Consider the following 18,446-nt stretch of genomic DNA (forward strand, 5'->3'; position numbering starts at 1 on the left):
TCTATCTTTTATTGCTGGCCAGTCTCACAGTAAAGGTCTGTTCTTTTCCATCACGAAAGACTTTCAATGTTACCTGATCACCAACCGAAAGTTTTGTATATAAAAACTTTCGCAGTTCGCCTTCATCCTTAATTGATTCCCCATTGATAGAAACAATGATATCTTGGACTTTGATCCCTGCTTTTGCGATTTCCGAGTTCTCGTCAACTGAAGCGACCATCACACCTTCTCTCACTGTTTCCGGAATATCCTGCAAATAAAAAGGCGGGATTTTATCTAGACCGACGACACTTACTCCCAAATATGGCCTTACAACCTGACCATCTTTAATAATTTGCTTAGCAATGGTTGTTACCTCATTAATCGGTATGGCGAATCCCAGTCCTTCCACACCACTTTCAGAAATTTTCAGGCTGTTGATCCCAACGAGTTCTCCAGAAGCATTGATCAAAGCTCCGCCACTGTTTCCCGGGTTGATTGCGGCATCTGTCTGTATAACATCAAGATCCCAATCTCCCGCTGATGTCGTCACCTCAATCGTCCGATTGACCGCACTAACGATTCCCTGCGTCACTGTTCTTGAGAGGTCAAGCCCCAGTGGATTTCCGATGGCAATGACCTGATCACCGGCACGCAGCGCATCGGAATCACCGATTTTAAGGGGTTCGATATCATAGTTCCCTTTCATTTTAAGTACAGCGATATCAGTTAAAGGGTCTGTTCCAATCAACTCTGCTTCGACCACTTTTCCATTATATAGAGAAATATCAATCTGCCCAGCACCTTCAATCACATGATTATTTGTTAGTATAAAAGCTTCTTTATCCGTTTTTTTATAAATAACGCCAGAGCCTGTTCCGGCCGTCACAGCTTCTGAAGGCTGAAATCCGTCACTTTGTTTTTTCTTATTGACTACACCTACAATTGCTTTAGATGACTGCTCAACGATGTCAGAAATTGAATTTGAACTTGCCGCTACCTTTTGGACATTGATATTCTCCGCAGTTTCGGATGACGGCTTGGGTTCCGTCTGGCTGGTATCAAAATACTGGACCGAAGCCAAAGTGATGACCGAACCGATAACACCTGCGGTAAGCATTGATAAGAAACGTTTTATCATATTTTTTTCACCCTTTCATCGTCTGCTTCTTATATAAAACTATAAGGGATCAGTATGTCAGACAGATGTCAGGTCTTTTTCACCATGAAAAAAACTGCCGCACCCTAACGGCAGTTAATCAGTTTTCGGCAGGCTGATCCGGAATGTCGTCCCATACGACGTGCTTTCGATCAGGTCTAGATCTCCACTCATTGCCTGAGCCATCATTTTGCTGTAAGGCAATCCAAGCCCCAGACCGCCGACCTTATATTTTTTCTCATGACCTCGATAAAACCTTTCAAAAATAAGAGACTGCTCCTTCTCAGGTATTCCCGTCCCTGTATCTTGAATATCAATCATAAGCTCATCCTGCGACTCGGTGATGTTTACCTCAATTTTTCCTGGAAGAGCAATCGCTTGCCTGGCATTATTCAAAAGATTTGTCATGATTTGCTGCAGCCGGACAGCATCCACCCGTACACCAGCATCTTCTTGGAGGGGCTTAACTTCAACGGTAAGTCCTTCAACCGCCTGCCCTGCCTCCCACTGGTAGATGGAATCTTTTACAAGCTCGTTGATTGAATGCTTCTCCTTTGTCAAAGGAACAGCATTAGCCGCAAACGAATTGAAAGCTAGTAAATCTTCTACCATCGTTCTCATTTTGGCTGTTTCTTTTAAAGATATCTTCAAAAACTCTCTGGCTTCTTCCCCGCTTACCACTTCATCATCAATAGCCTGTAAAAGGCCGGTGATAGAAGTGACCGGCGTCTTTAATTCATGAGTGACTCCTGCAAGTAATTCCGTACGAAGGGATTCAAGCTTCTGCAGCTGTTGCGACATTTCTTTAAAGGAACGGATCAATTCGTCGACTTCCTCTGCCTTTGCATCATTCGGGAGATCAACTTGATAGTTCCCTTTCCGTACCTGTTCAGCAGCTTTTGATACTTTTTTAATTGGTTTGGATAACTTCCTTGATAAAATATAAACCGCTGCCCAGCCAATAAGAGCCAGACTGACAATCATGATAGTAAGCTGCTGATATTCTTGATTTACTTTTGACAGGTTGGCTTCCGTTTCGGTGATCACAACCCAGCCAAGCCGCACAGATTCAAACTCAATCGGCTTTTTTACAACATAAAACGGGACATACCCTTTTTCAGAAAGCTTGATCACTGTTTTCGAGTTATTCAGCAAGGATGAATCAAACTGTTTCAAAGAGCTCTGCTGGCGGTTATTAGCCAGAATTGTCCCTGCTGGATCAGCAATGTATATAGTAGGATCGCTCTCCATATTCAACAAGCGTCCGCGCTCCGAGAATAAACCGGGAATTTCATTCAACGGAGGGATAACCGGTTCCTCGTTGGTCACCAAACGGTTCGCAGTTTCTTCAGCCATAAATTCCAACATATGCAGCCGGTTTTCCAAAGTCTTATGCCGGATCCATAAAGCCGAAATGACTGCCATAATCACCAACCCGATTAAAATCGTAAGTAAATACCGCGTTGTCCAATACCGCTGCAGCGATATTTTTCTCTTACGTATGCTGGACACTGAGTTGATACCCCAATCCCCGGAGTGTCCGGATTTTTCCATCTTTTGAAGGCCAACCCTTCAGAGACTTTCTCAGCCTCTTGATCGACAAATCCACTGCACGGTCGCTGCCTTCATAATCCCATCCCCAAATCTTTTCAATGAGCTGATCCCTTGTAAATGTTTGATTCGGATGCTCAGCAAGAAAAAGCAACAGCGATAAGTCGCGTGGTGTTAAGTGAACCTCTTCACCATTCAATATCACACGATGGCCTTGAAAATCAATTTCTAATCCTCCGTACCGTTTGACAGGATTGTCGATTTTCTCAGCCCTGCGCAGAACAGCTTTAACTCTTGCGACAACTTCCTCCCCCACAAATGGTTTGGAAATATAATCATCGGCACCTTTATTTAAACCATCGAGCCTGTAATTCACTTCTCCGAGAGCCGTTAACATAATAACGGGACAATCACTTTTTCTTCTGATCTCCTGTAAAACTTCCCAGCCGTTCAAGCCCGGAAGCATGACATCAAGCAATACAAGTGCGGGCTTGACTACTTCAAACTGTTCCAACGCGTCCGTTCCACTTGCAACTGATTCAGTTTGAAAACCCGCTTTTCTTAAATAAACCTTCAACACTTGGTTGATGGGGTACTCATCTTCGACGATTAAAATTGTTGTCATGTTCGTCACCCTTTGAGAAAAATGCTGCTACTTCATTCACTTTATCATGGAAAGATGTCAGTAAGATGTCAAGTTAAGAAAAGCGCAAGGCGCACACCCTTAGGCGATAAGTACAAGGCGAATTTTGATGAGGCAGTTCCTCAGCCACCACAGCAAAGCTGCTAATTTCAATTATATCGTGAAAAGCTTCCTTGAGTATGGCTTCATGCAGCTTTGCGACGATGGAAACATATGCTTCCTGAATAAGTATGCCGCAGGAGTACATTCTTCCTAAATAAACTTCGCGTGACTTAATCCTTGCACCGATGGCGGCTGGCTCAAGCGGCGACGTCCTGTCGCTTCGCCGGCACTAGTACTTCCTGTTCGTCGCAGCTAGACATATTAAATCTTAATTCGAACAAAAGATTTCATTTAATTATCAAATGCGCCTTGGCGTATTTGCGTCCAGATTTTATTCAGCCGGGGTTTGAACCCCCACTGAATGGAATGCCAATATGCATTCATCTCACCACTTACAGAAGTGAGAGATTTCTGCTGAATGAAGTTAAAAAAGCTGGCCGGACAATCAAATAAAGAGTCCGATCAGCCTTTCATTTGGGCTGGCTTTTTCCAAGCAAGCGATATGGCAACCCCAACCAATAAAAAGATTGATGAAAAATAATAAGGATAGTCCAGATCGATATCAAATAGGAAGCCGCCAATAACAGGTCCCAATACGTTGCCGATACTTGTAAACATTGAGTTCATCCCGCCTACAAAGCCTTGCTCATTGCCGGCGATCTTTGATAAATAAGATGTGACAGCCGGACGAATCAGATCAAAGCCAACAAAGATGATAAAAGTGACCAACAGAATGTGATAATACGAATTTACAGTGGTCATTAAAAATACGAGGACTACCGAGAGAATCAGGCAGTAACGGATCAGACCAATTTCTCCCAAGTATTTTGTTAACCGGTCAAAAAATATAACCTGGGCGACCGCCCCTACGATGGCCCCACCCGTAATGACAATCGCAATATCCTTTGGAGTAAAAGCAAATTTGTGATCGACAAATAAAGAAAACAACGACTCGAATGCGGCTAAGCCAAATGATGTGATGAGAATAATCACAAAGGCAAAAAAATACATCGGTATAAAAATACGTTTGATGCCTGCTTTTTGCCCCGTCCCCACTTCTTCATGGTCCCGTTCCGGTTCCCGAAGCGTAATGATGGATAGAACTGCCGCAAATAACGCAAATCCTGCGGCGGTGAAAAACGGGACGCGCGATCCGATTTCAGCTAAAAAGCCCCCCAGGCCAGGCCCGATGATAAACCCCGTTGAAATGGCAGCTGACATATAGCCAAGCGCTTTTGGACGTGTGTCCATTGTTGTGATATCTGCAATGAATGCTGTTACTGCCGGCATCACAAAAGCTGCGCTGATACCGCCAAGAAAACGGGAAACAAACAGAACCTCCACTGTTTTACCCAGCCCAAATAATAATTCGGAAAGGCTAAAAATCAGCAGACCGTACACAATCATTTTTTTCCGCCCGAACTTATCCACCCATCGCCCGGCAATTGGAGATACAAGAAGCTGCATAATAGCAAATGCTGCAACAAGATTTCCAACAACGGAGCCCGATAAGTTCAATTCGTTCATGATCGTCGGTAATACAGGAATGACCAAACCGATCCCTAAAAAGGCAATAAAGAGATTGCCCAGCAATATGGTTAACGTCATATTAGACTTATTCATCTCATCCTCTCCTTCTATGTATGGAGATATATGAAACAATATAATCTGTTAACCATATCCAAGTCAATATTTTTAAAAGCCTGCGCAAAAAATAGGAGCTTCGCACCCGCGAAGCCCTAAATTAGTTTATTGAATATCATCAAATGCGCCTTGGCGTATTTGCGCCCAGATTTTATCGAGCTCCGCTCGATAAATTTCCTCTGAAAATCTGTGGCATCCGCCGGAGGCTTTGATTTTATTCAGCCGGGGTTTGAACCCCCACTGAATGGAATACCAATTTGCATTCTTCTCACCACTTAAAGAAGTGGGAGATTTCTGCTGAATGAAGTTAAACAGGAGAACCTGCTCTGCGGTATCCCGCCCCCGAATGTTCTTCCGGCAGTCGTGCCTTTCCTTTCCCAAACAACTTTTCTCGGAAGGTCCCTTCCGTATATTCCTTCTTCAAAACTCTCCGTTTTTGCAATTCAGGAGAAACCAGTTCAACAAAGTCTTCAAAAGTTCCAGGTGCTTGTGCATAAGCAAGATTGAAACCATCAATATCTGTTTCCTCCACCCATTCTTCCAATGTATCAGCAATTTGTTCTGGGGTTCCTACAGCAACGGGCCCCATTCCACCTACTCCTACAAAATTCGCTAATTCCCGAACCGTCCATTTTTTATCAGGCCTTGATGCAGTCAACATTTTTAACCATGATTTAATAGCGTTAGTTTCAATATATTCTATTTCGTCATCGGGATGATAGCCTGAGAAGTCAAGTCCAGTCCAACCTCCTACTAGTGCCAATGCTCCGTCGTAGCTGATATATTTTGTCAGCTCTTCATATTTGCTCCAGGCCTCTTCCTCTGTCCGGCCTACAATCGGCGTCATCAAAGCAAATATTTTTACACATTGCGGATCTCTGCCTTCCTTTTCAGCTAGCTCCCTCAAATTTTTCACATAAGAAGCAATCGGACCTTTTGCAGGCCCTGAAACAAAAGTGCATTCCGCATGCTTTGCTGCAAATTTCCTGCCGATAGGCGATCCGCCTGCTTGGTATAAAACGGGCGTCCTCTGTGGAGACGGTTCACATAAATGGATGCCGGGCACATCAAAGTATTTTCCGTGATGACTTATTCCGTGTACTTTTTCCGAATCAGTAAAGATCCCCCTTTCTCTGTCCCTTACGACAGCGTATTCTTCCCAGCTTCCTTCCCATAATTTATAACAGACCTCCATATATTCATCAGCAATGGCATACCGCTCACTATGCTGGAACTTATCTCCAATTTCAATATTTTTTGTTCCGCTTTCCAAATAGGAAGTGACAATATTCCAAGCAATCCGCCCCTTTGTCAAATGATCCAGTGTCGACATCCTTCGGGCGAACGTATAAGGATGCTCGAATGTCGTAGAGCAGGTAATGCCGAATCCCAAGTGTTCTGTCGCATGAGCCATTGCCGAAACTAGCATCATTGGGTCGTTAACCGGAACCTGCGTCGCTTCCCTGAGCGAGGCTGTTTTATCATTCCTATACACATCATAAATGCCGATGACATCCGCAATAAAAATTCCATCAAAACGCCCTTTTTCCAAAGTTTTTGCAAGGTCAACCCAATAATCAAGGTCTTTATACCGCTCGGATTGGTCTTCCGGATGTCTCCATAAGCCTGGTGACTGGTGCCCGACGCAATTCATCTCGAAGGCATTCAAATAGATTCTTTTTTTTGTCATATCGGGTCGTCTCCTTTGCATTGCATATTAATTTTCCTTTATGCTTTCCCATCCACGAACTCATTTACCATTACTGTTAGATTTCCTCGACCAAACTTCATCGCCTTGGCTTTTTCGTCGTACAGGCCCCCCTTTAACGAATATTCAAGAAACCTGATCAAAGCAAAACGGCGTTCATACACGTCTATATAGCCCTTTTCAAAAAGAAGTGCTTCGATAGTATTGTATATTCCACGATTGATCCCATACTTTAAACCGCACCACCTGTAAAATTGCAAATCAGGTAAACTGAATGTTTCCTTGTTCAAAAATGGAACTCCCACTCTATCACCTCAATTTGGAAAGAAAAAAGAATTAGTTGTTTTTATGTGATTATCTCGGTGTTCGCACGATAATCTTGATTTTCGCTCGATTATCTTGGTGTTCGCACCATTATCCTGATTTTCGCTCGATTACCTCGGAGTTCGCACAATAACCCCAGACTTCGCACGATTATCACGAAGTTCGCACAATCCTCCGGATTCCACACCAGCAAAATTTATAAAAAAAGACACTTCGTTCTATCCATGAAGATGAACCAAAGTGCCTCTAGTGGTCTAGTTAGCTCTTTTTAGTTTAAAATATTATTTTAAATGCTCCTCGATGATTGTTACGAATTCTTCAAGGTATTTCTGGTCGAATTCATCAAATCGGTCAGTGATTGGACTGTCTATATCAAGGACTCCGTATATATCTCCATTCGCGAAAATGGGGACTACGATTTCGGAATTGCTTGCTGCATCGCAGGCAATATGTCCCGGAAATTGATGAACATCAGCTATACGCTGTGTTGTCCGTTCTTTGACAGCAGTACCGCACACACCTTTCCCGTAAGCGATTCTTGTACATGCCGGTAATCCCTGAAATGGCCCAAGGACAAGTTCTTCATTTTTCCACACATAAAAACCGACCCAATTCACTTCATCCAAAAATTGTTTCAATAGTGCAGACGCATTGGATAACAACGCCGTTTCATCTGTTTCTCCGTCGAGAAGTGCCTTTAATTGCTTGAGGAGCAATTGATAGTCTTCCTGTTTATTTCCGGAGTATGCTTTAACTTGAAACATAGTCATTCAGCCTCCTTTCAGATCCGTTGTTCCAGATATTCCACAAAGTCATCAGAAGAAATGCCTGGTGCAAAAATATTGTTGATTCGCTCCATGGCAGCCGCTTCTTGTTCAGGCTTATCACATCCTGTTGCATCCTCGATGACAATCGGCAAATAGCCGTTGTCACGTGCCAAACGAACATTTCCTTCTATGCACCCCTTCTTTAAATACAATGACCTCCACTCTTTTCCTCGCTAATTCCAGTGGAAACGGTGTCCCGATTAAAGAGGTTTGCAGTGCACATTCATGAGATTGGAGATCATCCGGCTCAACTAGCTCCTGTAATTCATCCACCAATTCATTGTCCCATTGCCTCTTCTCTTCATTGACATTCAAGCCCTCGACCCACGTTTCGTATTGAACCTTATCAAAAATATTTTGCGGGTCACTTCCACGATAAATATTGTAGCCGATCCAATTGAACGAGACAAAATTGCTTGCTTTTCTTGCAGCTTTCAATGTTTTGATTGTTGCAGGCAAACTGCCACGCTCACGGTGATTTTCATGTCCAAGAGCACCACCGCTCTCATTATTCTGGCTAATAGAAACGAATGCTGCTTTCCTTTTTAATATTTCTGCCAAGTTCAGTTTTTTCCATTGAGGTGCGAGCTCCGGAATTGCTTGAATCCCGCCAAGTTCAGTTTGAGCAGTAACAACCAATCCAATCTCCTCCTGCATTAAGAAGACTTCGTTCTATTAATCTCCAGCTCTTTCAATTGCCTACGTAAAATTTTCCCGCTGATCACTGTTTTAGGCAGTTCATCCAATACTTCTATTTCTCTTGGCGCGGAATGAGCAGCTAGATTGTTTCTGACAAAGATACGGATTTCTTCAAGTAACTCCTTTGATTCTGAAAAGCCAGGTCTTAGGGTAATAAAAGCTTTTACTACTTCACCGCGAATAGGATCAGGCTTTCCGATCACTCCTGCTTCAGCAACAGCAGGGTGCTCGATTAACTTGCTTTCCACTTCAAAAGGTCCGATCCGTTCACCGGCTGAGTTGATCATATCGTCATCCCGGCTTTGAAAAAACACATAGTCGTCTTCGTCCTGATAAGCCAAGTCGCCTGAAACATACCATCCATCATATTTAAAATAAGCATTAAATCTATCTTTACTTCCCCAAATTTCCTTCATCAACCCAGGCCAAGGTGTACGAACAGCCAGCTGTCCCACAGAGCCCCTCGGCAGTTCCTGCCCATCTTCATCCAGAATGCCGACAGTAATACCAGGGAATGGACGTCCCATTGAGCCTGGTTTAATCGTCTCAGCTGGCAAATTAACGATCAAATGTCCCCCTGTTTCGGTCATCCACCACGTATCATGAATACGGACACCTAATTGCTTCCAAGCCCAGTAAATCACTTCAGGATTTAAGGGCTCTCCAACACTTAGTACGTGGCGCAATGAGGAAAGGTCAAAGTTTTTTATCACTTCTCCTTGTGAAAGCAGCATCCGGAACGCAGTAGGCGCGCTGTACCAAATTGTTACCTGCAATTCATGAATAAGCTGGTACCAGTTTTCTGCCTTGAACCGACCGCCTTGGATAACGATTGTCGCCCGATTCAGCCATGGTGCAAACAGCCCATATACGCTGCCCGTCACCCACCCCGGGTGGGACGTGCACCAATAAACATCTTCATCTTTCACATCAAGTACCCACTTGCCTGAAGCATGATGATGGGTCACAACACGATGTGCGTGCAAAACACCTTTTGGCTTGCCAGTCGATCCACTCGTGTAGTGAATGAGCATACCATCATCCAGGTCCACCCACTCGACCAAGTCACAATCGTTTTTATCATCAAAAGTGGTATTTTCAATCTCTCCGACATCTAATATCGTGTGAAGAGAAGGTATATCTTTTTGTGGAACTCGCTTGACCATTTCATTGTCTGTGATCAGTACAGTCCCTTTACAGTCATTAATCCGGTCTTTGACCGCATCTTCCATAAAAGCTTCAAACAAAGGCCCTGCAATGGCCCCAATTTTGATAATCGCCAATATGGAGATGTAACATTCCGGAGTTTTCGGAAGGAATACAAACACTCGGTCTCCCTTTTTAACCCCATGACTTTTTAAAACTCTTGCATAATGATCTGTTTTTTCCTTTACCGCTTGAAATGTAAGTAAGCGTCTTTCATCACCATTAACGTAATGAAGGGCAACCTTATTTCCATACCCTTCATCAACATGCCGGTCAATCGTTTCATAGGCAGCATTTAGTTTTCCGGTCTTCGTAAAACTTAATTCCTTTGCTGCATCTTCCCATGAGAATGTATGTCGTAGCGCATCATAGTTTTCCAAATTGTACGCCCCCGGAACCGGCGCGATAATCTCCCTTTCTAGAACAGCCATCATCTATCCCCCATTACGATGTGATTAGCTCCTTGCCCGCTTTATTCAAGTCAAGGCTTTCCAAAATCTCTGTCTTCAGTTCCGCTAAAACGTTACTTCCCCTCGACCTAGGCCGGCTTTCATCGACTGTCAGTTCCTTGGCGATTTCTCCCGGTTGTCCCCGAAGAATAACGATCCGGTCGCATAAATACGTTGCTTCGTCAATGTCATGTGTAACCAATACGATTGTCGTTTTGTGCTCTTTCCAAATATCAAGCAGCAAATCCTGCAATTGCATTTTTGTAAAAGCATCTAATGCACTGAATGGTTCATCCAACAACAGGATTTCCGGTGATGTGACAAGAGCACGGGCGATGGCAACACGCTGTGCCATTCCACCTGACAATTGCCTTGGATACAGATTTTCGCAATCTCTCAACCCGACACTTTCCAAGTATCGTTTTCCAAGGTTGATTTTTTCTTCCTTTTTACCTTTCAATCCAAAAATGACATTTTCCAACACAGTAATCCAAGGAAACAGGCGCGGTTCCTGGAAAATGAAACCTGTTGTATCATGAACATCTTTTGAGGTTTGGCCATTGATTGCTATTTCTCCTTCATACTCATTATCCAGCCCGGAAATCGCCCGTAATAAAGTGCTCTTTCCACAGCCGCTCGTACCCAGTATTCCGATAATCTCACCTGGCTTTGCAGATAGAGTGATATTCCGGACCGCTGTTTTTCCAGCGAATGTCCGACTGACATTTTTCAATTCCAAGCCCATCTTTTTCCCCTCCGAATTACGACTTCACAAGCCGATCCTGCCAATGCAATGTATGTTTTTCAATAACTTTGAGAATCCAGTCAGTCAATTTGCCAATGATAGCGAATAAGATGATACTGGCAATGATCGTCTCCGGTGATAGTGTGTTCTGGCCAAGGACAAGCAAATACCCCAAGCCCTGACTGGCACCCATCAATTCCGAAGCCACAACGAACATCCAGCCTAAACCCAAGCCGCTGCGCAGACCTACTAGGAAAGATGGCAAAGATGCAGGCAAAATCACTCTCGTCACTAACTGGAATGTACTTAATCCGTACATTTTTCCGACCTCGACTAATTTACGGTCAACACCTGCAATCCCGCTGACAATATTTAAGTAAACCGGGAAAAAGACTCCGACTGCGATCATCGTTACTTTGGAGGGTTCGCCGATGCCCATCCATAGAATGAATAAAGGTACCCAAGCCAATGATGGAATGGAACGGAATGCTTGGATCATCGGATCAAAAAGATATTCCGCTTTTTTATAAAAACCGACAAATGAACCTAAAACTACCGCAACAGCCGTTCCTAATATGAATCCCAAAAATACGCGGTAGGTTGTGATGCCGACGTGCCCCCATAAGGAACCGTCCTGCGCCATTTTTTGAATGGTCGCCAGTATCATGGACGGAGCCGGGAGTTGATACGATGGAAATACTCCCAGCCGGCTTAAAGCCTCCCACGTCACCACAAGAATGATTGGCAGTAAACTTCCAAGTATGACCGGCTGAAAATTCCTCTTCTTTATACGGACTTTTTTCTTATCTGCCGGCCTTTCAGCGACGAGTACGGATGCTAACTCCCCTTCATGCTTTGCCATTTCACTTCGCTCCTACCTGAGTTTATTTGCCTTCAATTTCTTTTTCTGCAAATGACGGATCAATTAATTTTGAAGTCAACTCTTCAAGATCGGCTCCTGAATCGATCACATCACTTTCTACTAAAATTTTACCTGCCTCAATTAACGCTTTACGTTGAACATCACCTGGCACAGGCTCTGTAAAATCATTGCGTTCGAGCTGAATACGTGCTACATCTTCCGGGATGCTCGCCTCTTCCGCCAACAGTTTTACTGCTTCTTCCGGGTTATCAAGCACCCATTGCCTTGCTTTCTCGTAGGCTTTGATAACACGCTGTACGTATTCAGGATGTTTTTCAGCAAAATCTTCCCGTACGTTTAAAAATCCATACGTATTAAAGTCGGGATTACGGTAAAATAATTCGGCACCTGTTTCGATTTCAAGGCGAGCCATATGAGGGTCAAGTCCAGCCCACGCATCTACTGATCCATTTGTCAGTGAAGTCGCTCCGTCTCCATGCTGCAGGTTCACAATCTCCACATCATCCACTGCTACACCTTCTTTATCTAAAGCACGAAGGAGAAAAATATAAGGGTCAGTTCCAAGAGTTGCTGCAACTTTTTTTCCTTTTAAATCTTTTACTGATTTAATGTTGGAATCCTTGCTTGTTACAAGCGCTGTCCATTCCGGCTTGTTGGCAATATACACGTTTTTGATCGGCGCTCCATTTGCCTTGGATATCAATGTAGCCGCTCCTGCAGCTGATCCGAAATCGACACTGTTGCTGTTTAAAAATTCGAGGGCTTTATTACTTCCCTGACTTAATGTCCACTCGATTGCAATACCATCATCTTTAAACTCATCTTCCAAGTAGCCAAATTTTTTCAAAACCAAACTTGTTGGCGAATAATAAGCATAATCCAATCTGATTTTTTCAGGTTTTTCTTCCGATTTGGCATTCGAAGAACAACCCGATATTAGTAAAAGAATCCCCAAAAGGCTGATGGCCAAAATTGATGTTAATTTTCTCATTGTCGTTTTCTCCCTCTCCTATGCTTTAAAGCTCACACGCATATGTGGAAATGGTTCCACGTAATCTTTGTGCTTCTTTATACGTACATCTGTTATAAACGACTGGAATCCCTGCTTTACTTGCTATTTCTGCAGCCTCAGGAGATATGACACCTTCCTGCAGCCAAAAAATTTTCGGTTTTGGGTTCACTTCCACTGTTTCTTTCGCGACGCCAATCGCTGCTTCTGGAGTTCTGAATACTTGAACTACGTCGATCGGATATGGAACGCTTTTTAAATCCGGATAAGCTTTTTCACCCAAGATTTCCGTTTCCCTCGGATTGACTGGGATCACTTTATAGCCAAGCCTTTGCATCTTACGGGCCAATCGATAGCTTGGCCTTGCTTCTTTTCCACTTAATCCAACAATAGCCAAAGTCTTTTGGCGGGTAATCTCCTGTCCATTTTCCAATACACGCTCGGTTGCAGAGTTCAGCGCCCAGCGAATTACACCTTCATCATTGATCAGGACAGACTTCCCTTCTCCTTCACCAATACCAGTTGCTTTGATTAAGGCTTGATCAAGATCATTCTGAATATCCCGCAGAGATTCAATTCCGACCGACAAACGGACGAGTGACTCGGTTACACCTGTTTCTTCCAGTTGTTCCTTGGTCAATTGCTGGTGTGTTGTGGAAGCCGGATGAATGATGAGAGATTTCGCATCGCCGACATTTGCTACATGTGACCATAACGAAACGTTGTTGATCAGATCTTTCCCAGCTTCTTTTCCACCCTTGATGCCAAAAACAATAATGGAGCCAAAGCCATTATTGAATATTTCTTTTGCTAGACCGTGTGAAGGGTGGCTCTCGAGTCCCGGGTAGGATACCCATTCCACTGCCGGGTGGTTTTCAAGGTTTTCCGCAAGCCTGGCGGCATTTTCATTATGGCGTTCTACACGTATATGCAAGGTTTCCAATCCCTGTATAAGCTGGAAAGCATTTTGCGGACTTAGTGCTGCACCGAAATCGCGAAGTAATTGAACTCTGACTTTCGTGATAAATGCCAATGTTCCAAAATCAATAGCATAACGAATTCCATTGTAACTTGCATCGGGCTCGGTGAATTCAGGGAATTTTTCTGTATTCCAGTTAAAGCGGCCTCCATCAACAATGACACCTCCGATGGATGTACCGTGTCCCCCGATCCACTTTGTTGCGGAATGTACAACGATATCAGCCCCAAGCTGAAGTGGTTTACACACATGCGGAGTGGCAAATGTATTGTCGATGATTAAAGGTACCCCTGACTCATGGGCAATCTCAGATACTGCTTCAACATCCAGCACCTGAAGGCCTGGGTTTCCAATAATTTCACCGTAAACAGCTTTCGTTTTATTGGTAATGGCTGTTTTAAAGTTTTCCGGGTCGGTTGGGTCGACAAACTTAACATTGATTCCATAGCGCGGAAGTGTCACAGCGAAAAGGTTATATGTACCTCCATAAAGGTTTGTTCCCGCTACAATCTCATCACCGGCGCTTGCCAAGCTTAGGATCGATAACGTAATAGCTGACATTCCGGATGAAGTGGCCACCGCCGCTACCCCATCTTCAAGCAATGCCATTCTTTTTTCAAATACATCCACCGTCGGGTTCCCGATACGTGAATAGATGTTTCCCGGCTCATCCAAAGCGAATAATCTTTCAGCATGCTCCGTATCATGAAAAACAAATGAAGTCGTTTGATAAATCGGAACTGCTCTTGATCCGGTAGTAGGATCCGGTGCCTGACCTCCATGTAATGCCAATGTTTCAAGATCATACGTTGTGTTTTTAATTTCTGTTGTCATTTTAAATCCCCCCGGTTTAGTCAATAAAAAAGCCCTCTTCATAAGAAGAGAGCCGTTTATAATCGTTTCGTTTTTCTCTTCTTATCTTCCAGGAGTTGCCTCCTGCTGGAATTGGCACCTTATTAAGTTGATCATTTCAACTTAATGGTTGCCGGGCATCATCGGGCCAGTCCCTCCGCCTCTCTTGATAAGAATCACCTTATTTAATTGTTTCAAATAAAAAACCTCTCATGAAAGATGAGAGGGTGTGTCTTTATCTTCCTCTTATCTTTCCGAGCAACATGCTCAGCTGGATTTAGCACCTTTTAAGTATCAACTTCAGGTTGCCGGGTGTCATCAGGCCAGATCCTTCCACCACTCTTGATAAGAAAGTATTTAATTAGTTTGCATTATTGCTAAGTAGAAGTCTAGCACGGTACTTTTTCGTTGTCAATTGTTTTTTCAAATGTTTTCCGATTCGTTAAGTTTGTTTAAAGAGTTGCTCCTGTATTTTTATTGCCATACAATGGGCTCCAACCAACATCTGCGAAAGTCAATTTTGTGCAGGAGAATCGTTTTTTTTCGGGTCGTCAGCGCCTCTCTTCACAATTTCATTTAATTCTCCTTTATCGCCTTTCGCATTTACGATTTCCAATATTTGGTTTAACCCCTCGCTGGTCTGGTCGTGATTATTTTTCAACGCTTTGCCTCCTCGTATTTTCATATGCTTAGCATTCCGCGTTGAACTTTAAAAATTCCCTATCAAATGCGCCTTGGCGTATTTACGCCCAGATTTTATCGAGCTCCGCTCGATAAATTTCCTTTAAAAATCTGTGGCATCCGCCGGAGGCTTTAACTTTATTCAGCCGGGGTTTGAACCCCACTGAATGGAATACCAATAGGCACTCATCTCACACTTACAGAAGAGGGAGACTTCTGCTGAATGAAGTTAAATTTCATTCAATAGCTCCAGACTTTTTAAAACATGGTCCAAGAAAGGAACAACCTCTCTCATGTTATCCTCGCTAATTTTCGTATTGAATTTCACCTTTATCCGATTTAAATAACTAGAAGCTTCTTCCCCATATTTGAAGCTCAGTGTTTGCGTCAGCTCAATATCGTTTTCCCAGACGGCGTACAGTGCCTCTCTAATTTGTTCGCATTGTACAGAGACATCGTGAACACGCTTGAAAAATTGCAGTTCAAGGGAACAGCCTGGGATTGCATCCGGAATTTCAAGAATTTCTCCAGCCAAATCTTCCAAGGAAGCGGCCAACACAACTTCCGCCATCACTTCTGGCAGTCCAATTAATGTGAATTTCATCGATAATTCCCTCGAGAGAACGGCGTGATTCGTACGATCTGCCCTGTCAACGATCGCAATCAAGCCATCGATATTATCCAGGTCATATATGCGGTTTTCAAATGCGACTTTTAAATTTTCAAAATGTGTTGGATCATACATATAAAGTATTCCTTCCAGATAGTTTCTTCACTTTAAGCGCCAAGAAAATTGAAACAGCCAGCAGGCCAATGGTAAAACCCACTACCCCGCTCCAACCATAGCGGGACCAAAATATACCGCCCACAGATCCTCCAACACTAGAGCCCATATAATAGGCAAATAAATAGAGTGAAGATGCCTGGGCTATATCATGCGTAGCATGGCGGCTGACCAATCCGCTTGCAACGGAATGGGCGCCGAAAAAACCGAACGTCAACACGATAATGCCGATGATTTTATAAAATAAAGGCACTGGAAGCGTCAATAAAACCCCCAATAACATGAGCAGCACACCCAAGGTGATTAACAACGGCCGACCAAATTTGTCTCCCAACATCCCGAACCAGGTAGAACTGAAAGTTCCAACCAAATAAACGATAAACATCCACCCAATGATTGTCATGCTCAAAAGATAAGGAGGCTCGGCAAGCTTAAAGCCAAGATAGTTATAAATAGTGACAAAAGCGCCCATTAAGAAAAAAGCGATTAAAAATAACAATACCAAGACTGGATTTCTCATATGGGAAATGAGTGTCCCAACAAGTTTTTTCAAATGTAAGTCCTGCGGATGAAAATGCTTAGAAGACGGAAGTGCCCATATAAAATAAATAGCGGCAAGCAAACTAACGACTCCCAAAAAGATCATTCCTGTTTGCCATGAAAATAAATCTGTAATGGTCCCCATAATGACCCTGCCAGAAAGTCCTCCAACCGTATTCCCGCTTATATACAGGCCCATCGCTGCACCGACACTATTCCCCTCTATTTCCTCACCCAAATAGGCCATTGCGATCGAAGGGATACCAGCAAAAGCAAATCCTTGGATCACCCTGAGTATCAGATGAAGCTCGAAGGTTGGCATGAAAGCAATCACCACAGTTAAAACAGATGTAATGATAAGGCAGACAGACATGATGTTTTTACGTCCCCAGGCTTCAGAAAGAGAGCCAAAAACAAGCAGACCAAATGCGAGAGAAAGCGTGGTCAAAGACAAGGACAAGCTTGCCATTGTCGGAGTGACATGATACTCCTTTGTAAAAATAGGCATGATTGGCTGCGTTATATATAGATTAGCAAATGTGATGAACGCTGCGGCAAATAAGGCAAGATTCGCTTTTTTAAAAGCTGGCGTACCCCGCTGGATGTATTCTTTCTTTTGATTATCTCTGTTCATGATCATCATCCGGTTCCTGTTGGTTTCATTTCAACATTTAGGTTTATTTCTATAATGGATGAATTATTTCCCTTTGTAAAACATTTATTCTTTGACCCGAGAAACGGTCATTCCATCCCCGATTGGAAGGAGCAGCGATTCTAATTGGGGATGATTGGCCACCATTTTATTAAACTTCTTCATAAATTCAGTATAGCGTTTTGGTGTTGCATCAGGATCTGCTACACTTCCTCCTGCAAGCATATTATCGGCAACTATCAAAGCCCCCGGATCGGCCAGCTTGATGCAATATTCTAGGTAATTATCATAATTTGCTTTGTCAGCGTCGATAAAGAAAAAATCAAACCGCTTCTGATCTGAAACCAATGTTTCAAGATTTTCCAAAGCAGGGCCCGCCATATAGGAAACCTGATTGCCAAAACCGGCTTTTGTCAGATTGCTGCCGGCCAACTCAGCGTATTCATCTTTCAATTCCAATGAAGTCAGCGTTCCTTCCTCGCCGAATCCTCTGGCCAGGCAAATCCCGCTGTAGCCTCCGAGAGCTCCGATTTCAAGGATATTTTTCGCCCCAGCTATCGATACAAGCATTGTCAGAAGCTTACCGGAAGAGGGAGATACCGATATCGAGGGCATTCCGTTTTCCTTTATGGACGAAATGACCTCTTCCAGAATTGGATCTGGATCATAAAAAACCGTATCGATGTATTGATTAATTTGCTTCATTGGATTCCATTCCCTTCTCTTTATTCGTAGTGCTGTCCTTCATTTCATTTTCCTGGATTTCAAACAGCTGAACAAATTCGTTGATGAGCATATCAATCGCCTTTAGTTCACCGACCAAAACTTGGCGAATAGATTCAAATTCCGGCTCATCCAACTGCTGCTTAATGGTAGAACGCTTCAACTGCATCATTTGTAAAAAGGCGACTGCTCTTCCCCGCCGGAAGGTTTTAGCTCCGCGGGAGCCTTTTCCGCGATGCCCCCGATGATACCCTTCTCTTAAACCTTTTTCATTTTCCATATTAAAACCTCCTTCGTATACGTTTGT

The 18,446-nt window shown here is 43.5% G+C and carries 20 protein-coding genes and 2 riboswitches; all 20 genes read right to left on the bottom strand.

Annotation, left to right across the window (positions count from 1 at the left end):
- Position 1: 1 nt before the first annotated feature.
- The 20 genes from D5F11_RS02015 to D5F11_RS02100 all read right to left on the bottom strand — a co-directional run bounded on the left by D5F11_RS02015 (position 2) and on the right by D5F11_RS02100 (position 18,419).
- Positions 2-1,120 carry a S1C family serine protease gene (locus D5F11_RS02015; protein ID WP_120115731.1) on the bottom strand — a complete coding sequence of 373 codons (1,119 nt, stop codon included), beginning with the start codon at positions 1,118-1,120 and terminating at the stop codon, positions 2-4.
- Between the two features lie 114 nt (positions 1,121-1,234).
- Entirely contained in the window at positions 1,235-2,650 is a 1,416-nt protein-coding gene (locus tag D5F11_RS02020) for a HAMP domain-containing sensor histidine kinase (protein ID WP_120115730.1), read from the bottom strand.
- Positions 2,634-3,314: a response regulator transcription factor gene (locus D5F11_RS02025; protein WP_120115729.1), complete on the bottom strand. Its 681-nt coding sequence runs from the start codon at positions 3,312-3,314 to the stop codon at positions 2,634-2,636. The genes D5F11_RS02020 and D5F11_RS02025 overlap by 17 nt, the downstream gene beginning before the upstream one ends.
- 582 nt (positions 3,315-3,896) lie before the next feature.
- On the bottom strand, positions 3,897-5,057 hold the full coding sequence (locus D5F11_RS02030; protein ID WP_120115728.1) for an MFS transporter: 1,161 nt from the start codon (positions 5,055-5,057) through the stop codon (positions 3,897-3,899).
- A gap of 126 nt (positions 5,058-5,183) precedes the next feature.
- Entirely contained in the window at positions 5,184-5,459 is a 276-nt protein-coding gene (locus D5F11_RS02035; protein ID WP_126646480.1) for a hypothetical protein, read from the bottom strand.
- Positions 5,386-6,768, bottom strand: a complete 1,383-nt coding sequence (locus tag D5F11_RS02040; RefSeq protein WP_120115727.1) for an LLM class flavin-dependent oxidoreductase — start codon at positions 6,766-6,768, stop codon at positions 5,386-5,388. The genes D5F11_RS02035 and D5F11_RS02040 overlap by 74 nt, the downstream gene beginning before the upstream one ends.
- A gap of 38 nt (positions 6,769-6,806) precedes the next feature.
- Positions 6,807-7,076 carry a hypothetical protein gene (locus D5F11_RS02045; RefSeq protein WP_120115726.1) on the bottom strand — a complete coding sequence of 90 codons (270 nt, stop codon included), beginning with the start codon at positions 7,074-7,076 and terminating at the stop codon, positions 6,807-6,809.
- A gap of 315 nt (positions 7,077-7,391) precedes the next feature.
- Positions 7,392-7,874, bottom strand: coding sequence for a GAF domain-containing protein (locus D5F11_RS02050; protein WP_120115725.1), 483 nt, complete (start codon positions 7,872-7,874; stop codon positions 7,392-7,394).
- 17 nt (positions 7,875-7,891) lie between these two features.
- Positions 7,892-8,050 carry a cysteine hydrolase family protein gene (locus tag D5F11_RS27145; RefSeq protein WP_213020825.1) on the bottom strand — a complete coding sequence of 53 codons (159 nt, stop codon included), beginning with the start codon at positions 8,048-8,050 and terminating at the stop codon, positions 7,892-7,894.
- Complete coding sequence (locus D5F11_RS02055) at positions 8,040-8,576, bottom strand: cysteine hydrolase (protein ID WP_221768439.1); 537 nt, start codon at positions 8,574-8,576, stop codon at positions 8,040-8,042. The genes D5F11_RS27145 and D5F11_RS02055 overlap by 11 nt, the downstream gene beginning before the upstream one ends.
- 17 nt (positions 8,577-8,593) lie before the next feature.
- Positions 8,594-10,273: an acetate--CoA ligase gene (gene acsA, locus D5F11_RS02060; protein ID WP_120115724.1), complete on the bottom strand. Its 1,680-nt coding sequence runs from the start codon at positions 10,271-10,273 to the stop codon at positions 8,594-8,596.
- Positions 10,274-10,286: 13 nt separating this feature from the next.
- Positions 10,287-11,036 carry an ABC transporter ATP-binding protein gene (locus D5F11_RS02065; RefSeq protein WP_120115723.1) on the bottom strand — a complete coding sequence of 250 codons (750 nt, stop codon included), beginning with the start codon at positions 11,034-11,036 and terminating at the stop codon, positions 10,287-10,289.
- 16 nt (positions 11,037-11,052) lie between these two features.
- On the bottom strand, positions 11,053-11,898 hold the full coding sequence (locus D5F11_RS02070; RefSeq protein ID WP_120115722.1) for an ABC transporter permease: 846 nt from the start codon (positions 11,896-11,898) through the stop codon (positions 11,053-11,055).
- 22 nt (positions 11,899-11,920) lie between these two features.
- On the bottom strand, positions 11,921-12,910 hold the full coding sequence (locus D5F11_RS02075) for an aliphatic sulfonate ABC transporter substrate-binding protein (RefSeq protein ID WP_120115721.1): 990 nt from the start codon (positions 12,908-12,910) through the stop codon (positions 11,921-11,923).
- A gap of 25 nt (positions 12,911-12,935) precedes the next feature.
- A complete protein-coding gene (locus tag D5F11_RS02080) occupies positions 12,936-14,741 on the bottom strand; it encodes a PLP-dependent aspartate aminotransferase family protein (RefSeq protein WP_120115720.1) in 1,806 nt (601 codons plus the stop codon).
- A 78-nt stretch (positions 14,742-14,819) separates the two neighbouring features.
- A riboswitch (SAM riboswitch) is annotated at positions 14,820-14,935 on the bottom strand.
- Between the two features lie 67 nt (positions 14,936-15,002).
- A riboswitch (SAM riboswitch) is annotated at positions 15,003-15,111 on the bottom strand.
- A 162-nt stretch (positions 15,112-15,273) separates the two neighbouring features.
- Positions 15,274-15,420, bottom strand: a complete 147-nt coding sequence (locus D5F11_RS25815) for a hypothetical protein (RefSeq protein WP_185830445.1) — start codon at positions 15,418-15,420, stop codon at positions 15,274-15,276.
- Positions 15,421-15,669: 249 nt separating this feature from the next.
- Positions 15,670-16,185 carry a hypothetical protein gene (locus tag D5F11_RS02085; protein WP_120115719.1) on the bottom strand — a complete coding sequence of 172 codons (516 nt, stop codon included), beginning with the start codon at positions 16,183-16,185 and terminating at the stop codon, positions 15,670-15,672.
- Positions 16,178-17,398: an MFS transporter gene (locus D5F11_RS02090; protein WP_425470719.1), complete on the bottom strand. Its 1,221-nt coding sequence runs from the start codon at positions 17,396-17,398 to the stop codon at positions 16,178-16,180. Before D5F11_RS02090 ends, D5F11_RS02085 begins: the two co-directional genes overlap by 8 nt.
- A gap of 84 nt (positions 17,399-17,482) precedes the next feature.
- Entirely contained in the window at positions 17,483-18,121 is a 639-nt protein-coding gene (locus D5F11_RS02095; protein ID WP_120115717.1) for an O-methyltransferase, read from the bottom strand.
- The gene (locus D5F11_RS02100; RefSeq protein ID WP_120115716.1) at positions 18,108-18,419 is read right to left on the bottom strand and encodes a hypothetical protein; all 312 of its coding nucleotides are present in this window, start codon (positions 18,417-18,419) and stop codon (positions 18,108-18,110) included. Before D5F11_RS02100 ends, D5F11_RS02095 begins: the two co-directional genes overlap by 14 nt.
- Positions 18,420-18,446 lie beyond the last annotated feature (27 nt).

Origin of the sequence: Siminovitchia terrae (assembly GCF_003605405.2) — a bacterium.
In the GTDB taxonomy this organism is placed as follows: domain Bacteria; phylum Bacillota; class Bacilli; order Bacillales; family Bacillaceae_C; genus Siminovitchia; species Siminovitchia terrae.

What these genes read in the sequence shown, in the direction of transcription:
- D5F11_RS02095 (WP_120115717.1), bottom strand. Translation starts at nt 18,121, where the DNA reads ATGAAGCAAATTAATCAATACATCGATACGGTTTTTTATGATCCAGAT.
- D5F11_RS02050 (WP_120115725.1), bottom strand. Translation starts at nt 7,874, where the DNA reads ATGTTTCAAGTTAAAGCATACTCCGGAAATAAACAGGAAGACTATCAA.
- D5F11_RS02100 (WP_120115716.1), bottom strand. Translation starts at nt 18,419, where the DNA reads ATGGAAAATGAAAAAGGTTTAAGAGAAGGGTATCATCGGGGGCATCGC.
- D5F11_RS02080 (WP_120115720.1), bottom strand. Translation starts at nt 14,741, where the DNA reads ATGACAACAGAAATTAAAAACACAACGTATGATCTTGAAACATTGGCA.
- D5F11_RS02075 (WP_120115721.1), bottom strand. Translation starts at nt 12,910, where the DNA reads ATGAGAAAATTAACATCAATTTTGGCCATCAGCCTTTTGGGGATTCTT.
- D5F11_RS02030 (WP_120115728.1), bottom strand. Translation starts at nt 5,057, where the DNA reads ATGAATAAGTCTAATATGACGTTAACCATATTGCTGGGCAATCTCTTT.
- D5F11_RS02085 (WP_120115719.1), bottom strand. Translation starts at nt 16,185, where the DNA reads ATGTATGATCCAACACATTTTGAAAATTTAAAAGTCGCATTTGAAAAC.
- D5F11_RS02025 (WP_120115729.1), bottom strand. Translation starts at nt 3,314, where the DNA reads ATGACAACAATTTTAATCGTCGAAGATGAGTACCCCATCAACCAAGTG.
- D5F11_RS02090 (WP_425470719.1), bottom strand. Translation starts at nt 17,398, where the DNA reads ATGAACAGAGATAATCAAAAGAAAGAATACATCCAGCGGGGTACGCCA.
- D5F11_RS02070 (WP_120115722.1), bottom strand. Translation starts at nt 11,898, where the DNA reads ATGGCAAAGCATGAAGGGGAGTTAGCATCCGTACTCGTCGCTGAAAGG.
- acsA (WP_120115724.1), bottom strand. Translation starts at nt 10,273, where the DNA reads ATGGCTGTTCTAGAAAGGGAGATTATCGCGCCGGTTCCGGGGGCGTAC.
- D5F11_RS02065 (WP_120115723.1), bottom strand. Translation starts at nt 11,036, where the DNA reads ATGGGCTTGGAATTGAAAAATGTCAGTCGGACATTCGCTGGAAAAACA.
- D5F11_RS02040 (WP_120115727.1), bottom strand. Translation starts at nt 6,768, where the DNA reads ATGACAAAAAAAAGAATCTATTTGAATGCCTTCGAGATGAATTGCGTC.
- D5F11_RS02015 (WP_120115731.1), bottom strand. Translation starts at nt 1,120, where the DNA reads ATGATAAAACGTTTCTTATCAATGCTTACCGCAGGTGTTATCGGTTCG.